This window comes from Paenibacillus sp. SRL342 (assembly GCF_984798905.1).
In genome coordinates, this window is record NZ_OZ481790.1 from 2683302 (window position 1) to 2705624 (window position 22323).

The 22323-nt window shown below is 42.1% G+C and carries 28 protein-coding genes; 24 read left to right on the forward strand and 4 right to left on the reverse strand.

Going from position 1 to position 22323, the window contains the following annotated elements:
* The first annotated feature begins 6 nt into the window (after positions 1-6).
* From AC4E8D_RS12430 to AC4E8D_RS12450, 5 genes are all read left to right on the forward strand, one after another.
* Complete coding sequence (locus AC4E8D_RS12430) at positions 7-297, forward strand: hypothetical protein (protein WP_339307951.1); 291 nt, start codon at positions 7-9, stop codon at positions 295-297.
* Positions 298-304: 7 nt separating this feature from the next.
* Positions 305-946, forward strand: a complete 642-nt coding sequence (locus AC4E8D_RS12435) for a hypothetical protein (RefSeq protein ID WP_490206258.1) — start codon at positions 305-307, stop codon at positions 944-946.
* A gap of 183 nt (positions 947-1129) precedes the next feature.
* Positions 1130-1576 (forward strand): GNAT family N-acetyltransferase, encoded by a 447-nt coding sequence (locus AC4E8D_RS12440; protein ID WP_339307955.1) that lies wholly within the window; start codon positions 1130-1132, stop codon positions 1574-1576.
* 45 nt (positions 1577-1621) lie between these two features.
* A complete protein-coding gene (locus AC4E8D_RS12445; protein WP_339307957.1) occupies positions 1622-1945 on the forward strand; it encodes a hypothetical protein in 324 nt (107 codons plus the stop codon).
* A 37-nt stretch (positions 1946-1982) separates the two neighbouring features.
* Entirely contained in the window at positions 1983-2507 is a 525-nt protein-coding gene (locus AC4E8D_RS12450) for a GNAT family N-acetyltransferase (RefSeq protein WP_339307959.1), read from the forward strand.
* A 134-nt stretch (positions 2508-2641) separates the two neighbouring features.
* Here the strand turns inward: AC4E8D_RS12450 and AC4E8D_RS12455 are convergent, their stop codons facing one another.
* Genes AC4E8D_RS12455 through AC4E8D_RS12465 form a run of 3 tightly spaced genes read right to left on the reverse strand, consistent with a single transcriptional unit; the run spans position 2642 to position 7006 of the window.
* Positions 2642-3607, reverse strand: coding sequence for a sugar ABC transporter substrate-binding protein (locus tag AC4E8D_RS12455; RefSeq protein ID WP_490206259.1), 966 nt, complete (start codon positions 3605-3607; stop codon positions 2642-2644).
* Positions 3600-5198: a response regulator gene (locus AC4E8D_RS12460; RefSeq protein WP_339184289.1), complete on the reverse strand. Its 1599-nt coding sequence runs from the start codon at positions 5196-5198 to the stop codon at positions 3600-3602. Before AC4E8D_RS12460 ends, AC4E8D_RS12455 begins: the two co-directional genes overlap by 8 nt.
* Positions 5195-7006, reverse strand: a complete 1812-nt coding sequence (locus tag AC4E8D_RS12465) for a cache domain-containing sensor histidine kinase (protein WP_221825126.1) — start codon at positions 7004-7006, stop codon at positions 5195-5197. The genes AC4E8D_RS12460 and AC4E8D_RS12465 overlap by 4 nt, the downstream gene beginning before the upstream one ends.
* A 243-nt stretch (positions 7007-7249) precedes the next feature.
* On the opposite strand from AC4E8D_RS12465, the gene AC4E8D_RS12470 reads away from it, so the two are divergent.
* The 9 genes from AC4E8D_RS12470 (at position 7250) to AC4E8D_RS12510 (ending at position 16282) form a co-directional block, all read left to right on the forward strand.
* Positions 7250-8272, forward strand: coding sequence for an ABC transporter substrate-binding protein (locus tag AC4E8D_RS12470; RefSeq protein WP_221825125.1), 1023 nt, complete (start codon positions 7250-7252; stop codon positions 8270-8272).
* Between the two features lie 85 nt (positions 8273-8357).
* Entirely contained in the window at positions 8358-9869 is a 1512-nt protein-coding gene (locus AC4E8D_RS12475) for a sugar ABC transporter ATP-binding protein (RefSeq protein WP_221825124.1), read from the forward strand.
* Positions 9870-9873: 4 nt separating this feature from the next.
* On the forward strand, positions 9874-10917 hold the full coding sequence (locus tag AC4E8D_RS12480; protein WP_083657362.1) for an ABC transporter permease: 1044 nt from the start codon (positions 9874-9876) through the stop codon (positions 10915-10917).
* Complete coding sequence (gene yjfF / locus AC4E8D_RS12485; protein WP_017689006.1) at positions 10907-11881, forward strand: galactofuranose ABC transporter, permease protein YjfF; 975 nt, start codon at positions 10907-10909, stop codon at positions 11879-11881. Before AC4E8D_RS12480 ends, yjfF begins: the two co-directional genes overlap by 11 nt.
* Positions 11882-11954: 73 nt before the next feature.
* Complete coding sequence (locus AC4E8D_RS12490) at positions 11955-13007, forward strand: ABC transporter substrate-binding protein (protein ID WP_221825122.1); 1053 nt, start codon at positions 11955-11957, stop codon at positions 13005-13007.
* A 220-nt stretch (positions 13008-13227) separates the two neighbouring features.
* Positions 13228-14292 (forward strand): polysaccharide deacetylase family protein, encoded by a 1065-nt coding sequence (locus tag AC4E8D_RS12495; protein ID WP_339307965.1) that lies wholly within the window; start codon positions 13228-13230, stop codon positions 14290-14292.
* Positions 14293-14482: 190 nt separating this feature from the next.
* Entirely contained in the window at positions 14483-15013 is a 531-nt protein-coding gene (locus AC4E8D_RS12500; protein WP_221825117.1) for an AAA family ATPase, read from the forward strand.
* A gap of 240 nt (positions 15014-15253) precedes the next feature.
* Positions 15254-15739 (forward strand): GNAT family N-acetyltransferase, encoded by a 486-nt coding sequence (locus AC4E8D_RS12505; protein ID WP_313771520.1) that lies wholly within the window; start codon positions 15254-15256, stop codon positions 15737-15739.
* A 12-nt stretch (positions 15740-15751) separates the two neighbouring features.
* The gene (locus AC4E8D_RS12510) at positions 15752-16282 is read left to right on the forward strand and encodes a P-loop nucleotide/nucleoside kinase family protein (RefSeq protein ID WP_221825111.1); all 531 of its coding nucleotides are present in this window, start codon (positions 15752-15754) and stop codon (positions 16280-16282) included.
* A 109-nt stretch (positions 16283-16391) separates the two neighbouring features.
* Here AC4E8D_RS12510 and AC4E8D_RS12515 read toward each other — a convergent pair whose 3' ends face one another.
* Positions 16392-16979 carry an SMI1/KNR4 family protein gene (locus AC4E8D_RS12515; RefSeq protein ID WP_490206260.1) on the reverse strand — a complete coding sequence of 196 codons (588 nt, stop codon included), beginning with the start codon at positions 16977-16979 and terminating at the stop codon, positions 16392-16394.
* Between the two features lie 290 nt (positions 16980-17269).
* Here AC4E8D_RS12515 and AC4E8D_RS12520 point away from each other — a divergent pair, with 290 nt between their 5' ends.
* From AC4E8D_RS12520 to AC4E8D_RS12565, 10 genes are all read left to right on the forward strand, one after another.
* Positions 17270-17641, forward strand: coding sequence for a hypothetical protein (locus tag AC4E8D_RS12520; RefSeq protein ID WP_221825105.1), 372 nt, complete (start codon positions 17270-17272; stop codon positions 17639-17641).
* 125 nt (positions 17642-17766) lie between these two features.
* The gene (locus tag AC4E8D_RS12525; protein WP_221825102.1) at positions 17767-18123 is read left to right on the forward strand and encodes an NIPSNAP family protein; all 357 of its coding nucleotides are present in this window, start codon (positions 17767-17769) and stop codon (positions 18121-18123) included.
* 25 nt (positions 18124-18148) lie between these two features.
* A complete protein-coding gene (locus AC4E8D_RS12530) occupies positions 18149-18649 on the forward strand; it encodes a GNAT family N-acetyltransferase (protein ID WP_260633026.1) in 501 nt (166 codons plus the stop codon).
* Between the two features lie 2 nt (positions 18650-18651).
* Positions 18652-19731, forward strand: coding sequence for a GNAT family N-acetyltransferase (locus AC4E8D_RS12535; RefSeq protein WP_397376303.1), 1080 nt, complete (start codon positions 18652-18654; stop codon positions 19729-19731).
* Positions 19732-19757: 26 nt separating this feature from the next.
* Positions 19758-20216 (forward strand): GNAT family N-acetyltransferase, encoded by a 459-nt coding sequence (locus AC4E8D_RS12540; RefSeq protein ID WP_221825100.1) that lies wholly within the window; start codon positions 19758-19760, stop codon positions 20214-20216.
* A 108-nt stretch (positions 20217-20324) separates the two neighbouring features.
* Positions 20325-20801, forward strand: coding sequence for a GNAT family N-acetyltransferase (locus AC4E8D_RS12545; RefSeq protein ID WP_221825098.1), 477 nt, complete (start codon positions 20325-20327; stop codon positions 20799-20801).
* Between the two features lie 82 nt (positions 20802-20883).
* On the forward strand, positions 20884-21384 hold the full coding sequence (locus AC4E8D_RS12550) for a serine hydrolase domain-containing protein (RefSeq protein WP_260633025.1): 501 nt from the start codon (positions 20884-20886) through the stop codon (positions 21382-21384).
* On the forward strand, positions 21381-21725 hold the full coding sequence (locus AC4E8D_RS12555) for a serine hydrolase domain-containing protein (RefSeq protein ID WP_260633024.1): 345 nt from the start codon (positions 21381-21383) through the stop codon (positions 21723-21725). Before AC4E8D_RS12550 ends, AC4E8D_RS12555 begins: the two co-directional genes overlap by 4 nt.
* A gap of 10 nt (positions 21726-21735) precedes the next feature.
* Positions 21736-21936 (forward strand): hypothetical protein, encoded by a 201-nt coding sequence (locus AC4E8D_RS12560; protein ID WP_490206261.1) that lies wholly within the window; start codon positions 21736-21738, stop codon positions 21934-21936.
* Positions 21905-22219 carry an NUDIX hydrolase gene (locus AC4E8D_RS12565; protein ID WP_490206484.1) on the forward strand — a complete coding sequence of 105 codons (315 nt, stop codon included), beginning with the start codon at positions 21905-21907 and terminating at the stop codon, positions 22217-22219. Before AC4E8D_RS12560 ends, AC4E8D_RS12565 begins: the two co-directional genes overlap by 32 nt.
* Positions 22220-22323 lie beyond the last annotated feature (104 nt).

The following is a 22323-nucleotide window of genomic DNA, read 5'->3' on the forward strand; positions in this document are numbered from 1 at the left end:
ATGGAAATGAATATCGTTCATTCTTTTCAGGAATTAGTAGTTCGAGGGGATCATCAGGGTATGATTGAGTTACTGAAAAACTACGAACAATCCAGAAAATTGTCTGTCCATGAACAGGGCTGGGTCTACTGGAATATTTCAGATGGTTATGCCTTGTTAAGAGAGCCGGAACCGCTTTATGCCAATCACCAGGAATTCTTCAAATGGGGAAAAGAAAAATCTCGCCCCGGAGCAGTTACACTGGATCGTTTCGGATTCGACACAAGCGTTGTCATTATCTCTGGGGAACTACTTTGATCATTGGATGGACTGGTACCAATATGCTTGCGATCATGCTCCGAAGTTGGATACCAACCGAGGTGTTCGATTCGAGAGCCATCGGGCTTTGGGTGGTTCGCTTTGGGTTTTGGAGAGATACAGTGAAATGGACAGTGTGCTTGAAAATATGAACCAGCTTATACAAGAAGATGAGACATGGTCCAATATTCTTTTTGCCCGAATTACATACAACAAACAGCGTCTGGTCTATCTGTATCATGCCGGGGATTTGGCGGGCGTCGAAGCTCTTGTAAACGAAACGATGGACTGGATTGATGAAATGAATGATGGAGCACTACGGATTTCAAGAAAAGATAAAGTGGTCGGCAGCTGGGAGGATTTTAATGTCTCCAGAAATTCGCAGAGAGATATCAACATTGCGTTAAACAATTTGGCATGTATTTTAACGGATATCGAAAAGTATGAGGAAAGTGTGAAATTGTTTATGCAGATAGAGGAACGTGGTCACCACATGAAGGCACATGGCTTTTCCAAATGGATATATTCGATCTGGAAGACAAGAGGGGCTGAGACAGTTAAAGATGCATTAGCAGATAATGCATCTTATGAAATAGCGGACCTTGTGAAACATACTCCTAAATTATCAGAAATCAAAGGTTTAGCATGAGGTGATTTAAGTCGCAAGAGGCCTGCACAACAACGTGAGAGGAGTGATGTGATATGAGAAACATTACAAATCCGAGTAGAAGAAATGAAGTTCAAGAGGTGTTTTTGTCTAGCGCAGAGGACCCCCAAGGAAGGGTTCGGAGGGATTCCTCTGTGTAATTTTCACGAGGAGGAATTTCAATATATGATTCATTTAAAACGTGTATTGGTGGATAATTGGTATGCATGTACTCAACTGAATGTAACGGAAGAACAGAAAAAAAGTTTTCCCGCGCCAGTTGTATATTGGATTGCTGAATCCAAAGTAGTGGAAGACTTTCAACCCATGGCCATCTATTTTGATTCGGATCTGGTTGGATTTGCTGTATACTCAGATAAGCCGGATCATGAGGATAACTACTGGCTTCTTGCTTTAATGGTAGATACAAAATATCAGGGCAGAGGTTATGGAAGAGAAGCGCTTAGGAAGTTGATTGATCTAATGAAAGAATCGCTGAATTGCAAACGCATCATGATTGGACACAGGCCGGAAAATGGTATCGCCGGAAATCTGTATGAATCACTTGGTTTTCACAGCGTAAGTGAGGGATTGATTGATGGCGAAGTCGTTCGGCTTCTAAGATGCAAGTAGTGCCAAAACACACGCGATGTGGATTGTAAAGGAGGTAGCTTGTCTTTGAAGCGTGTACACATTATTTTCTCATTACTCTTTATCATGTTAGGAATTGTGATTATTACGATCTCGAAAATGATTGAAGAGGTGATTCCCAAGCTGGGGTATGCAGCATTCCAGTCAGCAGCAGCTGGCAGTTATACTCCGACTGATTATCAAGTAAATTTTGAGCTGAATTATTGGATAGGCGCGATATGCATTTTGGGTGGAGTTATCTGTTTGATTAGTACAATGAATGTTGTCCGAAACTACATTCGTGAAATGAATATAAGAAACAAAGCGTTTGATGAAACTCGTAACTATGACGATACAAGAGAACTGAAATAGGATATGATATGACATAAAAAAAGAAGGGGCGGTATACATGATTACATTCCAATACTTTGAACCGGAAGATTTTGAACAACTGATCGAATGGAGTGGGGATGAAGCATTTTTGCTCCAGTGGGCCGGCCCTCAGTTCCATTATCCACTTTCCAGAGAGCAGCTGTCGGATTATTTGCAGGGTGCCAATGATAAGAACACTTCAAATAAGTTCATTTATAAAGTGATGGATGAATCAACTCAGGAGATTGTAGGCCATATTGCTCTTGGCGGTATCGATCGATATAATCGTTCAGGACGTATCGGTAAGGTGCTTGTTGGCAAGCCATACCAAGGTAAAGGTTATGGGAAGCAAATGATCGATGAGGCACTTCGCATTGGATTTGAAGAGGAGAAGTTACACCGGATCAGTCTGGGCGTATTTGATTTTAATGTCTCAGCCATCGGATGTTATGAAAAAGCGGGCTTTGTACAAGAAGGACTTATTCGTGATGCGAGAAGATACGAAGATACCTTCTGGAATCTTATCGAGATGAGCATATTAGAAAACGAATGGAAAAAATGACTTCTCAAAAAGGATCATCATACTTGAGAGTCATCTTTCTTGAGAAACACTTCCATGAACGGATGTAATAACTACGTGTACGAAAATTTAAAAGGGGAGGTCCTACTGTCATCAGAATGACAGTAGGACCTCCCTTAATTACTACCTTCCTTGTTTATTTCAATGATCCCCGTATCAATAAATTCCTCCACAGGCACACCGTCGCTAGTGAGTAACAGGGTCTCCATCATTTTGGCACCCCAGACTCCTTCATTCTGCGAAATAACGGCAGACAATTGACCGTTGAGCAACCCGTTTTCACTGGTCGGGCTATCACCGAACGCAATTAAATGCCGGTTAAGGCCTTTTGCTTTCCAGATCAGGGTAGAGGCAGAGACAGAAACAAAATCGAGCCCGATAATCGCATTGAAGTGAGGGTGAGCTTGAATCATGTTCTCCATATCGGACATGGCTTGATCTTCATTCCCTTGATGATAACGAACTTCCAAGATTTCGATGTCTGTTTCACTGCGGATATAATCAATGAATCCATTAAGCCGCTGCTGCAAACCTTGCATCTCCTCCAAACCATTCTCGACAAGAATCATGCCTTGATTATGCAGAAATCTTGTAGTCGTCATCGCGAACTGCTGGCCAGTGCGATAGTTATCGGCGCCCACATAAGCGATTCGATGACTGGATGGGACATCTGACTCAAATGTAATGACAGGAATACCTGCAGCTTGGGCTGCATCAATAACGGGTGTAAGTGCAGCAGCATCCACAGGAGATATAGCTATCCCGTCCACATGTTGTTTGATCATATTCTCCATGATACGGATCTGTTGTTCGGTATTGGCTTCATCAGGGGCGTTTACAATTAATGTAATATTGTGTTTCCCTGCATACTCCGTTGCATCCTTCGTGATCATCTCATAGGTTGGATACGTCATTGGATAGATAATACCGAAAGTTTTGCTCGCTGCAGATTTCTCTACAGGTGAAGTCGCAGGAAGTGTTGCAGCCATCTGCTGTGGGCGAATGTGTGCCGAACCGGATGAAATGATCATCGGGAACAGAAGTATTAGTGTAAGTAAAAGTGCAAATCTGGCTTTATTCATACATGGACTCTTTTCTCATATCTGATGGTCTGGCCTGCGATTCCTCGGTTCCTTGAGTTCGATATTCTCTTGGCGTAAAACCTGTTGTTTTCTTGAATATATTAGAAAAATAGTGAGAATCGTTGTAACCGACTTTGTAAGCAATTTCAAAGGTTTTGTTACTGGTTGTTTTCAACAGCTCCTTGGCTTTACCGATTCGAATCTGGGTTAGATGCTCCGTTATCGTTTGACCGGTTTCCTGACTGAAAATCTTGCTTAGATGACTTGGACTGATTCTGACGTGTGCAGAAATCATCTTCAACGAGACCTGTTCGTTATTGTATTCACGGGATACATAAGCTTTCACCTGATCAATGACATCACTGTATTTTCCGGAGCACGCTGCTCTTCTCTGCCATAACAGGTTAAGGAGGGAACAGAGGTATTGGGTGCAATCCTCCCAGCACGTAATCTTCCGAATCGTCTGTTGCAGGGAAGTAATGTTCTCATCCGAATGGTCACTCATGCGGAACAACTGATTCGCGAGCCGAAAAGACTCCAGCGTAAGATCATTCAACAGATAGAAGCCATACGAGGAGGACTTCCAGTCGAAGGACTGTAAAGGAGCGGCAAACTCCTGCACAAAATGGTCACGCAGGTTGGGGGTGCCGATTTTGAGAAATTCAAGAAACGAATTCCTGTCAAGAAAAAGAGTCGTTTGCTCATCCAGGTTAATTTCATGTAGAGAAGCTCTGTTCTGAAGAGTGAGTCGATTAATATATTTATCCTCCTCCGCTTCCAGATAAGAGACGTGAATTCCTTGCAGACGTTCCTGCTGACTGCCAATGCCCAGAATAATATTACATTTGAACGTATGCTCAAGTTCCATACGAACCCGCCCGCGAAGCTGCTCGAGATAGACGGATATGCTGTCATCGGAGTGATACTTGAGCAGAAGCACCAACTCGGTCCGGCTTCGAATATAAGGAAGAAGTTCAACGTGGGGATCACGAGTTTCCTCCAGTATGGGAAGCAGCTTCTTCATCAGGGATTCCGGGTCCCGGGAATCATCTGTTAATCGAACATCAATAATGACAATTGTATAATACCTGGCCGAGAGAGGAAGTGAGAGTTGTTTGGCTGATTCAATCGCATCGGTTGTACCGATGAGTCCTCCGCACAGATCGGCCAGCAGTTTTTCTTTGGTGATCGTCCGGTTTGTCATGCGTTGATGTTCTTCATCCATTTGTCTGCTGACCTTATGCAGCATTTGGATTAGCTCTGCTGCACTAATGGGCTTTAGACAGTACTCGGTCACACCAAGTCGGATAGCCTCCTGGGCATAGCTGAATTCATCATGACCGCTCATGATAATGATTTTGATATCAGGTTGTTGCGTGCGAACGATGGAGGTCAGTTCCAATCCGTTCATAAATGGCATTTTGATATCCGTAATCAGAATATCCGGAGCCCATTCGTGAATTAAAGGTAACGCAAGCTCACCGTCGGGTGCATCCCCGCAATAGTGAAAACCTTCCTTTTCCCAATCAATACAGCTCCGTATATTCTCCCGAATTCCAATTTCGTCATCCACGATCATAACCTTTTTCAACGGTTAACCTCCTTGCTTTTGGGGATACGAATCATAAATGTGCTGCCTTCCATATACGTACTTTCCATTTCAACACCATAAGATGGTCCGAAATAGAGCCGAATCCGGTGATGTACATTGAGTAGACCGAATCCGCCTTCCTGCTCGTTATCTTGGGGTGAATGTGAACCGGCCGGCTTCTCCAGCTCTTCACGTAATTGTGCCAATCGATCCGCAGACATGCCAATTCCGTTGTCTTGTACGGTGAGAATGATGCTATTGTCCTCTACATATCCGTGTATGGATATCAGTCCTTGACCGCGTTTGTTCTTGATCCCATGGTAGAGCGCGTTTTCAATCAGGGGCTGCAGCGTCATTTTCAAAATGGGATAATCCTGAAGCTCACGATCAACGCTGATCTCGTAGGTGAGAATATCGTGGTACCTCATCTGTTGAATAACCAAGTAACTCCGCGCATGTTCAAGCTCGGTTTGAATGGATACCCAGTCGAATCCTTTGTTCAGACTCAAACGAAAGAACTTCGAGAGGGCCTGCACAAGTTTGATTACATTTTCTTTTTTCTCTGCTTCAGCCATCCATAGGATGGATTCCAACGTGTTATACAGGAAATGAGGGTTGATCTGAGCTTGTAGCGTACGTAGTTCAGCTATTTTCACCTGTTCATTCTCTCGAATGCTCTTTTCGATTGACATTTTGAGTTTATCCAGCATCACATTGAAACTTTTGCCCAGATCAGCAATTTCGTCCGAGCCGTGTGGTGTGACTTTGGCTTCCAAGTAACCGTTTGCAGCTTTACGCATCTTGTTCATCAGAATTTGGATGGGAAGAATCAGTCGATTATTCAGGAAAAAATATAACGATATCGCAAAGAAAGCACTTAACAAAACCGTAATGATGATCAATTGGCGAATGCTATTGGCCTCTGCAATGATTTCCTGATAAGGAGCTACCCCGATCATTTTCCATCCGGTCTGTTTTGAGGTGCTGTATACAACAAATTGGGGCTTGGATCCTGCAGACAGGATAAAGCTATCGTGCTGTAGATGTAAAGGGACCGATCGGATCTGATCCATCATGGTTATGGATGCCGGGGTGGCATCCGGCCTGAAGAGTGTATTTCCGTATTGATCACTAATATAGAAAAAACCGGAATCCTTAATAGGGGTATTCGTCAAAAAATCATCAATGAACGAATCATTCAAATCAATCACTATGAACCCGATGACCTCATGTGTAATTCGCTCTTTGACCGTAGTTATAATTGAAAGCGCATTCTGTTTAGGGTAAGCAAACCCATCCAGCCTGTTATATTCGGCATAGGCTGCAGAATGAGGGATGCGCAGAATCGCATCCGGATACTGTATCAGATACTTGAAGTACGGGTTACGTAGCGGATTTCGTTCCAGCTTGAACACGCCTTTTCGTTCACTTATGCCTTTTCCATAGAAATTCACGAACGAGATATTAAGTACCTTGTCATACTTGTAGGTTTCGCGATAAAGATTGTATGTCTGAAGGATGGCTTTGGCTTCCGGGTAGGACTCCGATTGAGAATACAGGTATTGAAGCACTTGCGGGTTCTTGCCCAGTTCAAGCAGCCGTTCCGTATCCTCAAACAAGATGTCAATGTTCCTGGCAAGCTGGTCGGCAACCAGCTGTGTCGAGGCCTTGTTATGATTGGATACGACCGTATAGGATTTGTGGTAAGAAATCAATCCAACCACGATCAGTGGTACTGAACTGAGGATGATAAACATGCTGAGTAGTTTAAGCCTGAGGCTTGAAGCAATCCATTGAATGAGTTTCAACGTATTCCACTCCATCTGAAGGGATCAAAAATGTATCATTAGTATAACATGATTTTCTAATATGTAAGAGAATCGCTAAATACTACACAATTAAACAAAGAAATTACACGTTCTAAACTCCATTTTTTGAAATTACTAAATTATTACATAAATAAAGTATGAGACTCCATATAAGCTCGGAATGAAAGCGTTCTATAATGTGGTCACACCACAAGGTGAAACGAAAAAAGGGAGGATCACAACATGCGAACCAAAAAAAAGTGGGGACTTGCCATAACATTGGCTATGGTGATGCTGGTCAGCACGGCATGTAGCAGTACCAATGGAGGAGCAGGCTCCGATAAAGAAACTTCAACGAGTGGGAATGGCAGTACACCTGCCAGCGCCAAAACAATTACGCTTGGTTTTTCGCAGGTTGGTGCGGAGAGTGGTTGGCGTTCGGCGAATACCAAGTCGATTCAGGATTCAGCCAAAGAAGCGGGTTATGATTTGAAATTCTCCGATGCGCAGCAGAAGCAGGAAAATCAAATTAAAGCTTTGCGATCCTTCATACAACAGAAGGTGACGGTGATTGCTTTTTCCCCTGTTGTGGAATCGGGTTGGGACACCGTGTTGAAGGAAGCGAAGGATGCAGGCATTCCCGTGATTTTGACGGACCGTGCTGTGGATTCGCCGGATAAAACCCTCTACAAAACCTTTATTGGCTCCGACTTTGTAGAAGAAGGACGCAAAGCAGGTCAGTGGCTTAGTGACCAATACAAGGACACACAAGACGAGATCAATATCGTTGAGCTGCAGGGTACAACAGGCTCTGCACCAGCGAATGACCGTCAAGAGGGCTTTATGGAATTGATTGCTTCCAATTCGAAGCTTAAAGTGATTGCTTCACAATCGGGTGACTTTACACGTGCCAAAGGCAAAGAAGTCATGCAAGCTTTCCTCAAAGCACATAAAAAAATAGATGTTCTCTATGCACATAATGACGATATGGCACTTGGTGCAATTCAGGCCATTGAAGCGGCAGGATTGAAACCAGGCGTAGATATTACCATTATCTCTGTGGATGCCGTGAAGGATGGGATGCAGGCTGCTGCTGATGGCAAAATCAACTTTATCGTTGAATGTAATCCGTTGTTGGGACCTCAATTAATGGAAGCGGTTCAATCGGTAGTGGACGGGAAAGACATCGAACCCCGAATCGTTACGGATGAGACGACCTTCACATCAGAGCAAGCCAAAGAAGCATTGCCATCACGCGAATATTAAAAGCAGATTCGTATAACACCGAAAAGTCATTTTTCGACCAGGCTGTCGCTAAATGACTTTTTTCCATAACAAAGGAGAGGGTTATATGGCTGAGCAAGCACCCATTTTGCAAATGTCAGGCATCACCAAACAATTTCCCGGGGTTAAAGCGCTATCCAGCGTCAGCTTTCGCTTGTTTCCGGGCGAGATTCATGCCTTGATGGGTGAGAACGGAGCGGGGAAGTCGACGCTTATTAAAGTTCTGACCGGCGTTTATTCCATTGACGAAGGAACGGTAACCATGGATAACCGTGATCTCTCGATCTCCGGTCCGCTTGAAGCGCAAAAGGCGGGAATCAGTACCGTTTACCAAGAGGTCAATCTCTGTCCAAACTTAACGGTTGCTGAGAATATTTTCATCGGGCGGGAACCGATGCGATTTGGCAAAATCAATTGGAAGCAAATGAACAAAGATGCGGAGAACCTTCTGCGAGACAGATTACATCTGTCCATCGACGTTAAGGCTCCTTTACAGACCTATTCGGTCGCGATGCAACAACTGATTGCAATTGCAAGAGCACTCAGCATCTCGGCAAAAGTGCTCATATTGGATGAACCCACATCCAGTCTGGACAAAAACGAGGTTCAGCAACTGTTTCGTATTATGCACAAATTAAAGAGTGAAGGTCTCGCAATTCTTTTTGTCACTCATTTTCTTGATCAGGTATACGAAATGTCGGATCGTCTAACGGTGCTCCGTAACGGGGAATTGGAAGGAGAGTACATAGCCGCAGAACTTCCACGCATGGAACTGGTGCTCAAGATGATCGGCAAGGAGCTCGAGGTCCTTGAGGAGCTTCCGAAGGAAGCGGATGCTGCCCAGGCGGAGTCGGGAGAACTGTTAATTACCGCTAAGGCACTTGGACGCAAAGGAGCAATTGAGCCGTTCGATCTGGACATTCGCAAAGGAGAAGTCGTGGGCTTGGCTGGGTTATTGGGGTCTGGTCGTACCGAGATCGCTCGCCTTTTCTTTGGTGCAGATCGTTCAGATGTAGGCAAGCTGCTCGTTGTAGATACAGGAAGTACGGTCAAGTCGCCGCGTCATGCAATTGATCAGAATATTGCTTTTTGCTCCGAGAACCGTAAAACCGAAGGCATAATCGATGATTTGACCATTCGGGAGAACATTATTCTGGCTTTACAAGCGACACGAGGCTGGTCCAAACCAATCTCACGCAAGAAACAGGATGAGATCGCCGAAAAGTACATCAACCTGTTAAATATCCATCCGAAAAACCCGGAGCATTTAATTAAAAATCTGAGCGGCGGTAATCAGCAAAAGGTGTTGCTTGCACGGTGGCTGCTGATGAACCCCGATCTGTTGATTCTCGATGAACCTACGCGTGGAATTGATATCGGTGCAAAGACTGAGATACAGAAGCTGGTGCTCTCTCTGTCGAAGCAGGGCATGGCCGTGCTGTTCATTTCGTCCGAGCTGGAAGAAGTGATTCGTGTCAGCCACCGGATTGCCGTAATCCGGGACCGCAAAAAAGTGCAAGAACTTAGCGGGGATCAGATCCATCAACAGCAAATCATGAAAGCAATGGCAGGAGGTTAAAGAGATGGCGGGCAAGATGCGTAAACATCATTTGTTTTGGCCGTTATGTATGCTTGGTTTACTTTTAATCTTTAATTTGCTGTACTCTCCGGATTTCTTCTCCCTCGTCATGCGTGAAGGGAATCTGTATGGCAGCTTGATTGATATTCTCAATTTTGGAGCGCCCTTAATTCTGGTATCGATCGGCATGACACTGGTGATTGCAACCGGAGGTATCGATTTGTCCGTGGGCTCTATTGTAGCGATCTCCGGTGCCGTGGCTTGTATGAGCATCAGCAGAGGAGTGGATCAGAGTTCGCTCTGGCTTGTGTTGGGTGCACTTGGATTATCTATAGGTCTCTCACTGATCTTGGGCATATGGAATGGGGCGCTGGTTTCGGTCGCCCGAATCCAACCCATTATTGCAACGCTTATTCTGATGGTAGCTGGACGTGGGATTGCGCAATTGATTACGAGTGGACAGATTATTACTGTATCCAACGCGAACTACGCCTATATCGGTGCAGGTTCGCTTGCAGCATTACCTTTTTCCATCTTCATCGTATTAACTGTGCTGCTTGTTGCCTCATTGCTGACGAGAAAAACGGCACTTGGACTGTTTATTGAATCGGTTGGAAGTAACGCAAACGCGAGCCAACTGGCAGGTATTCGTTCAAAAACGGTTATTCTCACGGTATATGTCTTCTGTGGTCTGTGTGCCGGCATTGCCGGGCTTATTCTCAGCTCGAATGTATCCAGTGCGGATGGCAATAACGCAGGTCTGTGGTATGAACTTGATGCCATTCTTGCTGTAGTCATCGGGGGTACTTCGCTCAATGGTGGTCGTTTCTATCTAATGGGTACCGTCGTTGGAGCACTCATTATCCAAACCTTAACAACGACGATCTATATGATCGGAGTCCCGCCAGAAGTTACGTTGGTTGTCAAAGCCTTTGTTGTACTGGCCGTATGTTTGATTCAATCCGATTCATTCCGCAATTCTATGGTGATCCGTTGGAAAAAACGGAAGTTTCCAGCCGAACAGGGGGTTAACCGCCATGTTTCTTAATCGTAAGTATCTCCCGGTCTTTGTCACTTTCGGCTTGCTGGCCGTGATGTTTGCCATAGGCTCTTTTCGGTATACGGGGTTCTTCTCCACACAGGTACTGCTTAATCTTCTCATTGATAACGCATTTCTGATTATCACGGCGATTGGCATGACTTTTGTGATTGTATCGGGAGGAATCGACCTGTCGGTAGGTTCTGTAATTGCGCTAACGACCATCATTAGCGCAAGTCTGGTCGAGAAGCAAGGGTGGTCGCCTGCGATTGTTATACCTATGGTGCTTGTCATGGGTGCGTTGTTTGGCACAGTCATGGGGGCGATCATCCACTATTTCAAAATCCAGCCTTTCATCGTGACACTGGCAGGCATGTTTTTGGCGCGGGGGCTGTGTTATGTCATCAGTCTCGATACCATTACCATTACGAATCCATTTTACACACAGGTTGCGCAGGCGAAAATTTCCCTGCCAGGGGGCAGTTTTGTCTCCATTAATGTGATTATTGCTCTGGTTATTGTACTGCTCGCAATCTACCTGGCACATTACACTCGGTTCGGGCGCAACGTTTACGCCATCGGCGGAAGCGAGCAATCCGCGCTGCTTATGGGACTGCCGGTTGCACGTACCAAAATCCTGGTGTACACGTTCAGCGGTTTGTGCTCCGCGCTTGCCGGTGTTGTCTTTACCTTCTATATGTTATCCGGTTATGGATTACACGCCATGGGTCTTGAACTCGATACCATCGCCGCTGTTGTAATAGGAGGCACCTTGTTAACAGGTGGTGTAGGGTATGTGGCGGGAACCTTTATTGGTGTATTGATCCAAGGGGCTATCCAAACTATAATTAGCTTCGAAGGTACGCTCAGCTCATGGTGGACCAAGATTGTGATTGGCCTGATGCTGTTTGTTTTTATTTTGTTCCAACGACTTCTTAGCGGGCGGCGAGTATCCTCGAAATCACTGCATTAAGTTGATCGAATTTAAATGATATTGAACACGGATACCGAAACAATGATATAACAATGAGATGGGGGATGCGTGAGTGAGAAGACATGTGAACGGGTTGTGTTTGTTCATTCTACTGCTGCTTGTCGGCTGCACAACCCCTGAGTCTGAATCTGTTCCTCCTCCCATCTCGTCTAACAACTTGGAAACTCTTCCCTCCGTTGAGGAATGGATGGAATCAGCGGTAGCAAGGGATACCTCTACGAAACCGATTGTTTTGGGTTTTTCCCAACTGGGCAGAGAGAGTGCCTGGCGTCTGGCAAACTCCACGTCTATCCGGAATGCTGCGGCTGAATCGGGAATCTCCCTTGTAATAAAAAATGCAGAACAGTCTCAGACGAAACAGTTCGAGGCTGTTCGGTCGTTCATCAGGCAAAAGGTGGATGTCATTGCCATTGCACCGGTCGTGGAATCGGGCTGGGATGGTATTCTTCAGGAGGCCAGGGATGCAGGTATACCCGTGATTATCGTAGACCGGTCAGTTGATGTCAAAGACACTTCACTTTTTGTAACAACGATTGGATCGGACTTTTATGAGGAAGGTGTGAAGGCCGGGAAGTACATTCAGGATCGGATGCGAAATCATCCGGGTTCGATACGAATTGCCGAACTGCAAGGCACGAGTGGTTCTACACCTTCCATCCAGCGTGGCGAAGGCTTTAGAAGCATTTTCGACACCAGAGCAGATATCATATTCTCACAAAGTGCTCCTGCCGATTTTACGGAGGACAATGGGAAACAAGTGATGAAAGAATTCCTTCAGGTCCCGGAAGACGAACGGCCGATGGTTCTTTTTGCCCATAATGATGAAATGGCTTTTGGCGCCATACAAGCGATAGAAGAAGTTGGGCTGAAGCCGGGAGAGGACATTATCATTGTCTCGGTGGACGGCTCCCGCAAAGCACTTGAAATTTTGGCGAGTGGGAAAATCAACGCTGTGGTGGAATGTAACCCGCTGCTTGGTCCTCAGCTTATGCAGGCTACAAAAGAAATTATTGCAGGGCGTACACTCCCGAAGCGCATGGTGCCCCCGGAGGATATTTTTACAAAGGAGAGTGCTGGACGGGAGATGTACAACAGGCGATTCTAGAATTCGTGATAAATTAGAACATTTTGGATAAAATTCAATTTACTTTAAATAGAGGTATCGTTTATACTGAACTCACCTTGAACTAAAAGCTCTTCTCTATGAGAAAGGACGTAGCGGATTACATACTTTTGAAAGCGCTTTTTTGAGGGGTGAGAGTTCGATAAAGAGAGGGAGTGTAGAAGGTATTATGCTGTGAATATAATATGAGGGAGGTAATTTTATGTTCAAAGTAAAGCTGGCAAAGGCGGTAATATCTCTCGCACTTTTCGGTACCTTGTTTTCTATTCCGGGGGTGCCCGATGCTCGTGCTGCAGATGCAAGTTGTCCGAATGGTTATGTAGGTCTGACGTTTGATGATGGCCCATCTGGAAATACAACAAACATGCTTAACGCGTTGAAGCAGGCGGGCTTACGGGCAACGATGTTCAATGTTGGACAAAATGCGCAAAATAATAAATCTCTGGTTTCTGCACAAGTAGCAGCTGGTATGTGGATTGGCAATCATTCCTATACACATCCAAACATGACTACATTAAACAGTTCTCAGATGTCGTCAGAGATTACTCGGACACAGCAGACGATCCAGTCCATTACCGGAAGTTCACCTAAACTGTTCAGACCTCCTTACGGTGCGACAAATGCGACCTTGAAATCCGTTGTGAGCCAAAACGGTCTGAAGGAAGTACTGTGGAACGTAGATTCCCAAGACTGGAATGGTGCCAGCGCAGCTCAGATCGTAGCAGCTGTGAATACGATGAAAAGTGGTGACGTCATTCTAATGCATGATCAGTACCAGACGACACTTCAGGCCATTCCGCAGATTGCACAAAATCTGAAGAATCGTGGCCTTTGCTCCGGCATGATCTCATCAACGACCGGTCGGGCAGTCGCACCCGATAGTAGCACTACGAATCCCCCAAGTAACGGAACAAAAGTGGAATCTGAGAACATGACCAAAGGTGGACAATACACCGGCAATATCAGTTCTCCTTTCAATGGTGTGGTCCTTTATGCCAACAATGATTTGGTTAAATACACTCAGAATTTTGCAACGAGCACTCATAATTTCTCGCTTCGTGGAGCTTCAAACAATGCCAACATGGCTAGAGTTGATTTGAAGATTGGCGGACAGACGAAGGGAACCTTTTACTTTGGCGGAAGCGCTCCAGCGGTTTATACCCTGAATAATATCAGCCACGGAACGGGAAATCAGGTCATTGAGTTGGTTGTAACAGCCGATGACGGGACATGGGATATATACATCGATTACTTGGAAATACATTAACAAGCTCAAGGTTGATTGGAAAATAATGCACTATGATGAAATCCCGTTGGGTTGACCCAATGGGATTTCATCATGTTTTGGCCATTTTGTAACACAAAAGTGGAAGGAAAACATTTATAATGGATGAAATTGTATGTAAAGAATCTGGTTTCTATTGAAAAATTTTATTGAATAGGAGTGAAAGAATTAAATGATTATTATGATTAATGGAGCGTTTGGTTCGGGAAAAACTTCTGCAGCAGAAGCACTTCAGCCCTTAATTGCAAACAGCATGATCTACGATCCTGAAGAAATAGGTTATATGCTCAGAAAACTTCTTCCGGAGAATTGTAGAGAGGAAAGGGAACGTACGGATGATTTTCAAGATATCGATCTATGGAAAATTCTAACCGTAAAGACGGCTAAAGAAGTAAAGCAGAAATACAACAAACACTTAATTATCCCCATGACCATTTATAAAGAGGAAAATTTTAATTACATCTATAACGGGTTGAAAGAGATCGATCAGGACATTCATCATTTTTGCCTTACGGCTAAAGAAGAGACAATTTATCATCGTTTGGCTAAACGCGGAGATGAATATGGAGGCTGGCAGTATCAACAAGCACCAAAGTGTGTTGAAGCTTTTAAGGATGAACAATTTCAAACTTGCATTATTACCGATCATCTGGTGACTAGTGAAATCATAGAACTCATATTGAAAAAGGTCCTATCCAAATAATTATCATTTTTTTAATAGGAGGGTTTTATGATGATGATGATTGTACATGTGCTCTCGAGAAAAGAATGGGAAGCCGCGTTGATCAATGGGATTCTAAAATAAAGTCAGAAGTTATATGGGAAGATCTGTATAATGAAGGCAGGGAATATCCTCATATTTCCGGTGAATTAAATCTAGACGCGGTATTTCATACATATGATGAAGAAATGAACAGAAGAGGATGGAACCTAATTGACGACTGTGACTTTTGAAGAGGTAACCGAACAACACCTCCCTGAAATTAGAGAGATTTATAACTATTATGTAATGAATACAACGATTTCGTTTCATACGGAGGAATTAGATCTTGATCAGATTAAATCCTCTGTAATGAACAAGGATACACGGTATAAAACTTATATAATTCTTGAAAACAATCAAATGATGGGCTATGTTCTGATCACCCAGTATAAGAGTAAACAGGCATATGACATTTGCGGTGAAGTCACCATATATTTAAAGCCCGATATTTTGGGAAAAGGCTTGGGGAAACAAGCATTAAGTTTTATTGAGAAGATTGCAAAAGAACAAGGGTTCCATACCTTAATTGCGACGATTTGCATGGAGAATACAAGAAGTAAATCATTATTTGAGAGAAATGGTTATGAACAATGTGCTCTGTTTAAAGAGATTGGATATAAATTCGATAGAAAACTGGATATTGGAAGTTTCCAAAAGATATTGTAAGGAGAATACGAAATGAGTAGAAACCTATATATTATATCTGGACCCCCTGGAGTAGGGAAATCTACAACTTCCAAGCTGCTGGTTCAGACTTTAGATAAAAGTGCCTACATTTCTGGAGATGCGGTTAGTCACTTTCCGGTCAAAGGGCGAGGTAAACCCTGGCTTGATAAGGATACAAACGACTTAACTTGGAAAAATATATCTAGTCTAGTGAAAAACTTATTGGATTATAAATACGATGTAGTGCTGGACTATGTGGCCTTTCCGGAAGACATTGATGAATTAATGACAGAATTGGCAGACTATAATGTTCGCATAATCTATGTTGTACTCATGGTTGATCGTCAAACGATTATTCGTAGAGACCGTCTAAGAGCAGAAGAATATCAAATGAAAGAAAGAAGTATAATTCTGCTGGATGAGTTTGAAAATCATCTGGATTTGAGAGTAGACAACAAGCTCTATACTAATCATTTTACAGAAGCACAATTACCTGAAATAGTAAGTGAAATTATAAATAATGAGAAATATCGAGTGAAATAATCCTTCACTCTTCACTTGGTATACTTGATTATAAAAGAGACAGCGAAAAAGCTGTCTCTTTTATTCTTCTAAACCAATTTATGTACAACTTTATACAAACCTATCGAAGTTACTCTTCTTCATTTAGAAAAACAAAATCACTGTCAATAAGCCCCTGTAAATACTCGTCAAAGCTGTTTGCAATCACTACGTATTCGTCAGGATCGTGCAAAAAGCGAACAATTTGACCGTGTACACCTTCATCAGTAGGGTTAAAATCAATATAAAGTCTCGATGTTCCACCATTATTCATACAGTCTGAAAAGTGAATGTATTTCCCTGGAAGAAGCCCCTCACGATTGATCTTAGAGTCAACGGCATACTCTTCATCTTCGTATACTAAAAGATAAGAGACGTCTTCTTCATTTTTTGAACTTTCGAGCATTTGTTGGGTAGAGAGTAAGTAATATGGATATCTGCCTTCTTCAAAATCTGAGCCAAGAATACAAACCGTAATTTCTTTTCCTCCGTACTTCCTCCAATATGTACCATCAATATTTTCTAGTAAACCGATGAGTGATTCTGGACAATTTGGATATTTTGATCTTAAAGTAGTTATATCTTCTTTTGTAGCACCGCTCGCTGTATTCAGTTCCTCAAGTTCTTCTGGTGATAATGCTGCTCTTAATCCATTTAAAAATTTGTTTACCAAATCCATTATGATGACCTCCCAATCATAAAATATAAAGCAAATATACGCAGATAAAGTAAAGGTACTGCGTTGGTGTGAAAAATCTTTCCCCCTACAATATGTTCTGTATACTAAGATCAGTTTATCATTTTTCTCTAGTTTATTGGCAACTACAAGTATTAACTGTCTGTCTGGTGATAAAGGTGCATGGGATTAACTGCTAAGGTTAGATAGACCCTCCCATGCTTTCGTAGTACAATTATGTAAGTAATTGGAATCCTTGGTTTTATAGTAACGATATAGAGGAGCGGAATACATTGTCATTACATATGTTTTTAGGAATTGGCCTAGCTTTATCATTATTGTCCCCCACAAATTCAGTTAATGCACCCTCGTCCGTTCAACTCATCCATTCTACAAATCATAGTAGTTATGCTTCTTATGAAAAGACCTTTACAATGGACCCTGATAACGGTGAAGATGCGCATCTGTGGATTGAAAATACCAGTAAGAGCAATCTTTATATGAAAATTTCCGTGGGCAATAACACTTCACTTGAAGTTCCTATTGATAAAGGAACTCAAAAAAAAGTGAATTTGGCTGTGGGGGTAACAACCGACTTCAAAGTTTATGTTTTCAGCAGTACAGGACATAAAGTTGATATAACGATCAGTGCACGGCAATTTTAATAAATATGATAGGCGTTTTATGAGAGTTTTGCTCACTAGCTCCATAACCAGGATGTGAGTGAGTGGAAATCTCCTATAATATTTGATATTTATGAATACGATTACATCATATGAAGGGGAAGATAATGATATATCGGAGAAAAACCTATACTATTGCGACTTCTTTTGTAGAAGAATTTAACGCTTTATTTAATGATATTTTGCTGCCATCACAGTTGAAATACGGATCAAGACTGATTGGGAGATGGCACACGCCTATCGATGATGAAACCAGTGAAATTTTTGCGATGTGGGAATACGATACCCTTGAACAATACGAAGAGATTGAGAAAAAGATACAATCAGATACAGAACACGTAAAGCGAGTTCAAGCGCGTTTTGATCAGATTGGAAGACATCGGTATAAAGAAGTATTTCGAGAAGAGATTAGACAAGCGTTTTTCACATCGACAGTAGATCGAGAACAAACGATTTTGAAGTGAAGTAAATGCATAAGGAGCTGAGAGAATGATGGAGACAGAAAGACTCATATTTCGGAAATATACCAAAAATGATTTCGATTTACTTTTTGATATGACAAGTGAGCCGAATATGATGAAATTTATAAGACATGGAGGACCTTGGACGAAGGAAGAAACCATGCAAAGTCTGGAAAAGTTCATCAACTGGAATAAAGACGATAAAGGGCTGTTCCTCGCATTCAATAAAGAGGATAACAAGTTAATTGGAACCTCTGGACTGATTCCTCAAATCATTGAAGGCGCTGATGAGCTAGAAGTTGGTTACTGGGTTGTAGAGCAATACTGGGGAATGGGTTACGGATATGAACAAGCAAAAGCGTGGAAAGAATATGGAATGGATCACTTGAAGCAGAAAAGATTAATATCGTTGATTCAACATGGCAATGTGGGTTCTATGAAAGTCGCGCAAAAGAATGGCATGAAACACGAGAAGGACGTAGATATAATTGGGAAAAATGTAGCAGTATACTCGATTGAGGTGAAGTGAATATGACTCGATTTCCTGAGCTAGAAACCAAAAGATTGCTGTTAAGAGAGATTAAACAGAGTGATTCCCAAGACATATTTCATATTTTTTCTTCAGATGAAGTTACAAGATTCTACGATGTAGAAAGTTTCACAACTATAAAACAAGCAGAAGAACTTATACAAAGGAGGAAAGAACGATTCGAAAATGGTCAGGTGATCCGCTGGGGAATTGCTTTGAAATCGGACAACAGAATTATTGGAACATGCGGATTTCATGGTTGGATGAAACAACATTATAAAGCTGTGATGGGATATGAGTTAGCACCGAAGTTCTGGCGGCAGGGTTACATGACCGAGGTAACTCGGAAAATCGTTGAATATGGATTCAAGAACCTTGAATTAAACAGAATTGAAGCATTTGTAGAGCCAGAGAACGCGGGATCAAGAAAGTTGCTTGAGAAAATTGGTTTCAGTGAAGAAGGCATATTGAAAGAACATTATTATTGGAAAAATCGATTTGTTGATAATGTCATCTATGCATTTTTTGAAGAAAGAATATGTATGAGAATACGAATTATTGGATCTTGCGGCAGTGGGAAATCAACATTAGCCAAAGGATTGTCGGATAAATATGGTATTCCTTCCTATGAATTAGACAATCTCATATGGGACAGAAGTGCAGAAAATCTGAGATATCCTGAAAGTGTTAGGGATGAATTGGTCCAATCTATTGTCAGTTCAGAAGCTTGGATCATAGAAGGAGTACAGTGCAAAGATTGGACAATAAAGTCCATCCAGGAAGCGGATTTGATTTTTGTATTAGCTCCAAATGTTTTCATTAGAGATTATCGGATTATAAAGAGGTTTGTATTGTCCAGAGTGGGCTTGCGACCGTGGAATTACAAGCAGTCATTCAAGAACTTATGCAAGATGATTGTGAAATGGAACCATCAATATAATATAGAAGAAGTTATGTGTACAATTAACAAAAACCATAAGACTGCAACAATCACGAAGAATAAAAAACAAGCGATACAGTTGATTGAACATCATTTGGAAGTGGTTGTAAGTGAAAGTGAAAAGAACGTTAGAATGAATTAAGGAATGTCGAAAGAGGAGATACAGTGGTGAATATAAAAATACAACCAGTCACACGAGAGAATTGGGAAGAGGCGCTGAAGATCTCTTTGTATAAACACCAAGCGTCATTAGTTCCATCTGTTATTGAGGGGATAGCTTACGCCTATATAAAACCGTGGGATGAAGCATTTGATCCTTACGTACTTGAGATCGATGGGAAGGTTTTTGGTTTCTTTTATCTAAGTTACACTCCCAATAGTACAGATAATTACTGGATTGGTGGTTTTCAAATCGATCAATTCTATCAAGGCAAAGGAATGGGAAAGCGCGCTATAAGAGCCATTCTAGATTACATTACAAAACAGCATCCGGTATGCAAGGTTATTTCATTAACGGTTGAACGGGATAACGAAATAGCACAGAACTTGTACAAGGGCATGTCCTTCATTAGTGAGAATAGAACCAATTCAGATGATGAAATGATCTACAGGTTGGAAATAAAATGATAGACTCAACATTTCAGAGGGCAATATATCTATATGAAGAAGGCTATAGAGCATTTGGTAAAATAGATGAATATCTGGCTGAACAAAACACAACTAGGAAGTGATAAGATGATTAGTTTGAGAAAAATTACGTTGGATAATCGTCGTGCAATATTTAATCTGGAGGTCTCGGATGATCAACGGCAATTCGTGGCCTCCAATCTGTCGAGTGTAGCTTCATGTTATGTTCTTTCGCAAAATGGAGGTCATCCATTTCCTTTTGCTATATATATGGACGATCAACCGATAGGATTTGTGATGATTACCTATGGCATTACTGGATATGATCTACCCTCTATCGCGGATAATAGTTATTGCATTCTGAGACTGATGATTGATCATCAATATCAGAACCGCCGATATGGACGACAAGCTATGGTAGAAGTTTTGGAATTTGTTCGTACATACCCAGCTGGACCTGCACAATATTGCTGGATTTCCTATAGTCCCGAAAATGTCAGCGCGAAAAAATTATATGAAAGCTTTGGTTTCGTAGACAACGGCGAAATCTGTCATGATGAGTTAATAACCGTACTGGAGCTTTGAATCACAGGAGAAGGGAGTGTTATATATCACTGAATTTAATGATCTCGAAAGAGAGATCAAAAGAAATAAAGCGTAGAGTTGCATGATATACCGAGAAAACTCAATTCAATATGAATACTATCGAAATCAAAAAACGAAAGAAAAACAACATAAAGTGAATTCAATTACAAAAAGTGTGCTCTCCGCATTGGTGGGAATAGCTATAGAACAGGGATACATTGAGAATGAGGATATTCCAATTGTGAACTATTTTAACGATCTGGATGATAGCAAAAAGGGGATTACCATTAAGCATCTATTAACAATGTCCTTGGGCCTACACTATTCGGGGAATGAAGCGATGATTCCATCTAAGAATTGGACGAAATTTGTTCTTGAGCAGCCTGTTGAATTCGAACCTGGAATTCAAATGAAATATAGTTGTGGGAGTTCGCATATACTTAGCGCCATATTGCAGAAGGCGACTGGTATGAACACTTCGGAATTTGCAAAAAAGTACTTATTTGCACCTCTGGTATTAACGATTTTCACTGGTATCAAGATACACAAGGGATTTCGATCGGTGGTTTTGGTTTGCGAATGAAGATCGAAGATATGCTGAAGTTTGGAGTGTTATACGCTCAGAATGGGGAGTGGAATTCGAAACAACTCATCTCTGCTGAATGGATCGCTAGATCAATACATAATATCCCAAATATAGAGTCTCAGTATGGATATCAGTGGTGGATAATGAAAAGCAACAAGGAAGAAGACGCTGAAAATAAAACGTTTTATGCTATGGGTATGGGCGGTGGAAGAGGGCAATACATATTTGTTAACCAAGAGCTACCATTGGTTGCGGTATTCACTACAATTATATCCAATGATAGCTTGTTATCACTTCATTGGTTTAACAATTTTATGTTGAAGAATAGTTGTTTATAGGAGAGATAACATGAGCCACTGGTTTGATCTAGATGAACTCGATCCGGAGTTAATCAAATTTGCAGTTATGATCGCGAAATACAACAATAAATTCATCATTATAAAAAATAGGAAAATAGGAAAAGAGGAAAAGAGGAGGTTGGGAGATCCCAGGAGGCAACAAAGAAATAGGGGAAACCATTTTACACACGGCGAGTCGAGAACTCTATGAAGAGACAGGGGCAGTACGCTTCGAATTAACTCCTTATGGAGTATATGAATGGAATGGGAGCTTTGGTATGGTTTCTTATGCTGAGGTTAAATCGCTGGAGAGCTTACCGGAGTCTGAAATCGATGAAATAAAGCTTGTGGATGTATTACCTGAAGGGATGAACTTCGGAGATATGTTATATCGTTTCTCAGACAGATGGGATGGACTTGAGAACCATAAGCTTAAGAAATACACTATCGAAATAAATCATTTGAATGAGTTACCTGAAATTAAAATAAGCTGATTTAAGTATCACGAACGAACAATAGCCGTTCCAATGGATATGTCAAAACTAATTGAAGAGAACAAGGAATACACTATTTTGTACGATAAAAGAGTCTTTGATAA

Bases quoted from the DNA above. Each gene is read 5' to 3' on its own strand.
- AC4E8D_RS12430 (WP_339307951.1), top strand. From the start codon at position 7: ATGAATATCGTTCATTCTTTTCAGGAATTAGTAGTTCGAGGGGATCAT.
- AC4E8D_RS12435 (WP_490206258.1), top strand. From the start codon at position 305: ATGGACTGGTACCAATATGCTTGCGATCATGCTCCGAAGTTGGATACC.
- AC4E8D_RS12440 (WP_339307955.1), top strand. From the start codon at position 1,130: ATGATTCATTTAAAACGTGTATTGGTGGATAATTGGTATGCATGTACT.
- AC4E8D_RS12450 (WP_339307959.1), top strand. From the start codon at position 1,983: ATGATTACATTCCAATACTTTGAACCGGAAGATTTTGAACAACTGATC.
- AC4E8D_RS12455 (WP_490206259.1), bottom strand. From the start codon at position 3,607: ATGAATAAAGCCAGATTTGCACTTTTACTTACACTAATACTTCTGTTC.
- AC4E8D_RS12470 (WP_221825125.1), top strand. From the start codon at position 7,250: ATGCGAACCAAAAAAAAGTGGGGACTTGCCATAACATTGGCTATGGTG.
- AC4E8D_RS12475 (WP_221825124.1), top strand. From the start codon at position 8,358: ATGGCTGAGCAAGCACCCATTTTGCAAATGTCAGGCATCACCAAACAA.
- AC4E8D_RS12480 (WP_083657362.1), top strand. From the start codon at position 9,874: ATGGCGGGCAAGATGCGTAAACATCATTTGTTTTGGCCGTTATGTATG.
- yjfF (WP_017689006.1), top strand. From the start codon at position 10,907: ATGTTTCTTAATCGTAAGTATCTCCCGGTCTTTGTCACTTTCGGCTTG.
- AC4E8D_RS12495 (WP_339307965.1), top strand. From the start codon at position 13,228: ATGTTCAAAGTAAAGCTGGCAAAGGCGGTAATATCTCTCGCACTTTTC.
- AC4E8D_RS12500 (WP_221825117.1), top strand. From the start codon at position 14,483: ATGATTATTATGATTAATGGAGCGTTTGGTTCGGGAAAAACTTCTGCA.
- AC4E8D_RS12510 (WP_221825111.1), top strand. From the start codon at position 15,752: ATGAGTAGAAACCTATATATTATATCTGGACCCCCTGGAGTAGGGAAA.
- AC4E8D_RS12515 (WP_490206260.1), bottom strand. From the start codon at position 16,979: ATGGATTTGGTAAACAAATTTTTAAATGGATTAAGAGCAGCATTATCA.
- AC4E8D_RS12525 (WP_221825102.1), top strand. From the start codon at position 17,767: ATGATATATCGGAGAAAAACCTATACTATTGCGACTTCTTTTGTAGAA.
- AC4E8D_RS12530 (WP_260633026.1), top strand. From the start codon at position 18,149: ATGATGGAGACAGAAAGACTCATATTTCGGAAATATACCAAAAATGAT.
- AC4E8D_RS12535 (WP_397376303.1), top strand. From the start codon at position 18,652: ATGACTCGATTTCCTGAGCTAGAAACCAAAAGATTGCTGTTAAGAGAG.
- AC4E8D_RS12545 (WP_221825098.1), top strand. From the start codon at position 20,325: ATGATTAGTTTGAGAAAAATTACGTTGGATAATCGTCGTGCAATATTT.
- AC4E8D_RS12550 (WP_260633025.1), top strand. From the start codon at position 20,884: ATGATATACCGAGAAAACTCAATTCAATATGAATACTATCGAAATCAA.
- AC4E8D_RS12555 (WP_260633024.1), top strand. From the start codon at position 21,381: ATGAAGATCGAAGATATGCTGAAGTTTGGAGTGTTATACGCTCAGAAT.
- AC4E8D_RS12560 (WP_490206261.1), top strand. From the start codon at position 21,736: ATGAGCCACTGGTTTGATCTAGATGAACTCGATCCGGAGTTAATCAAA.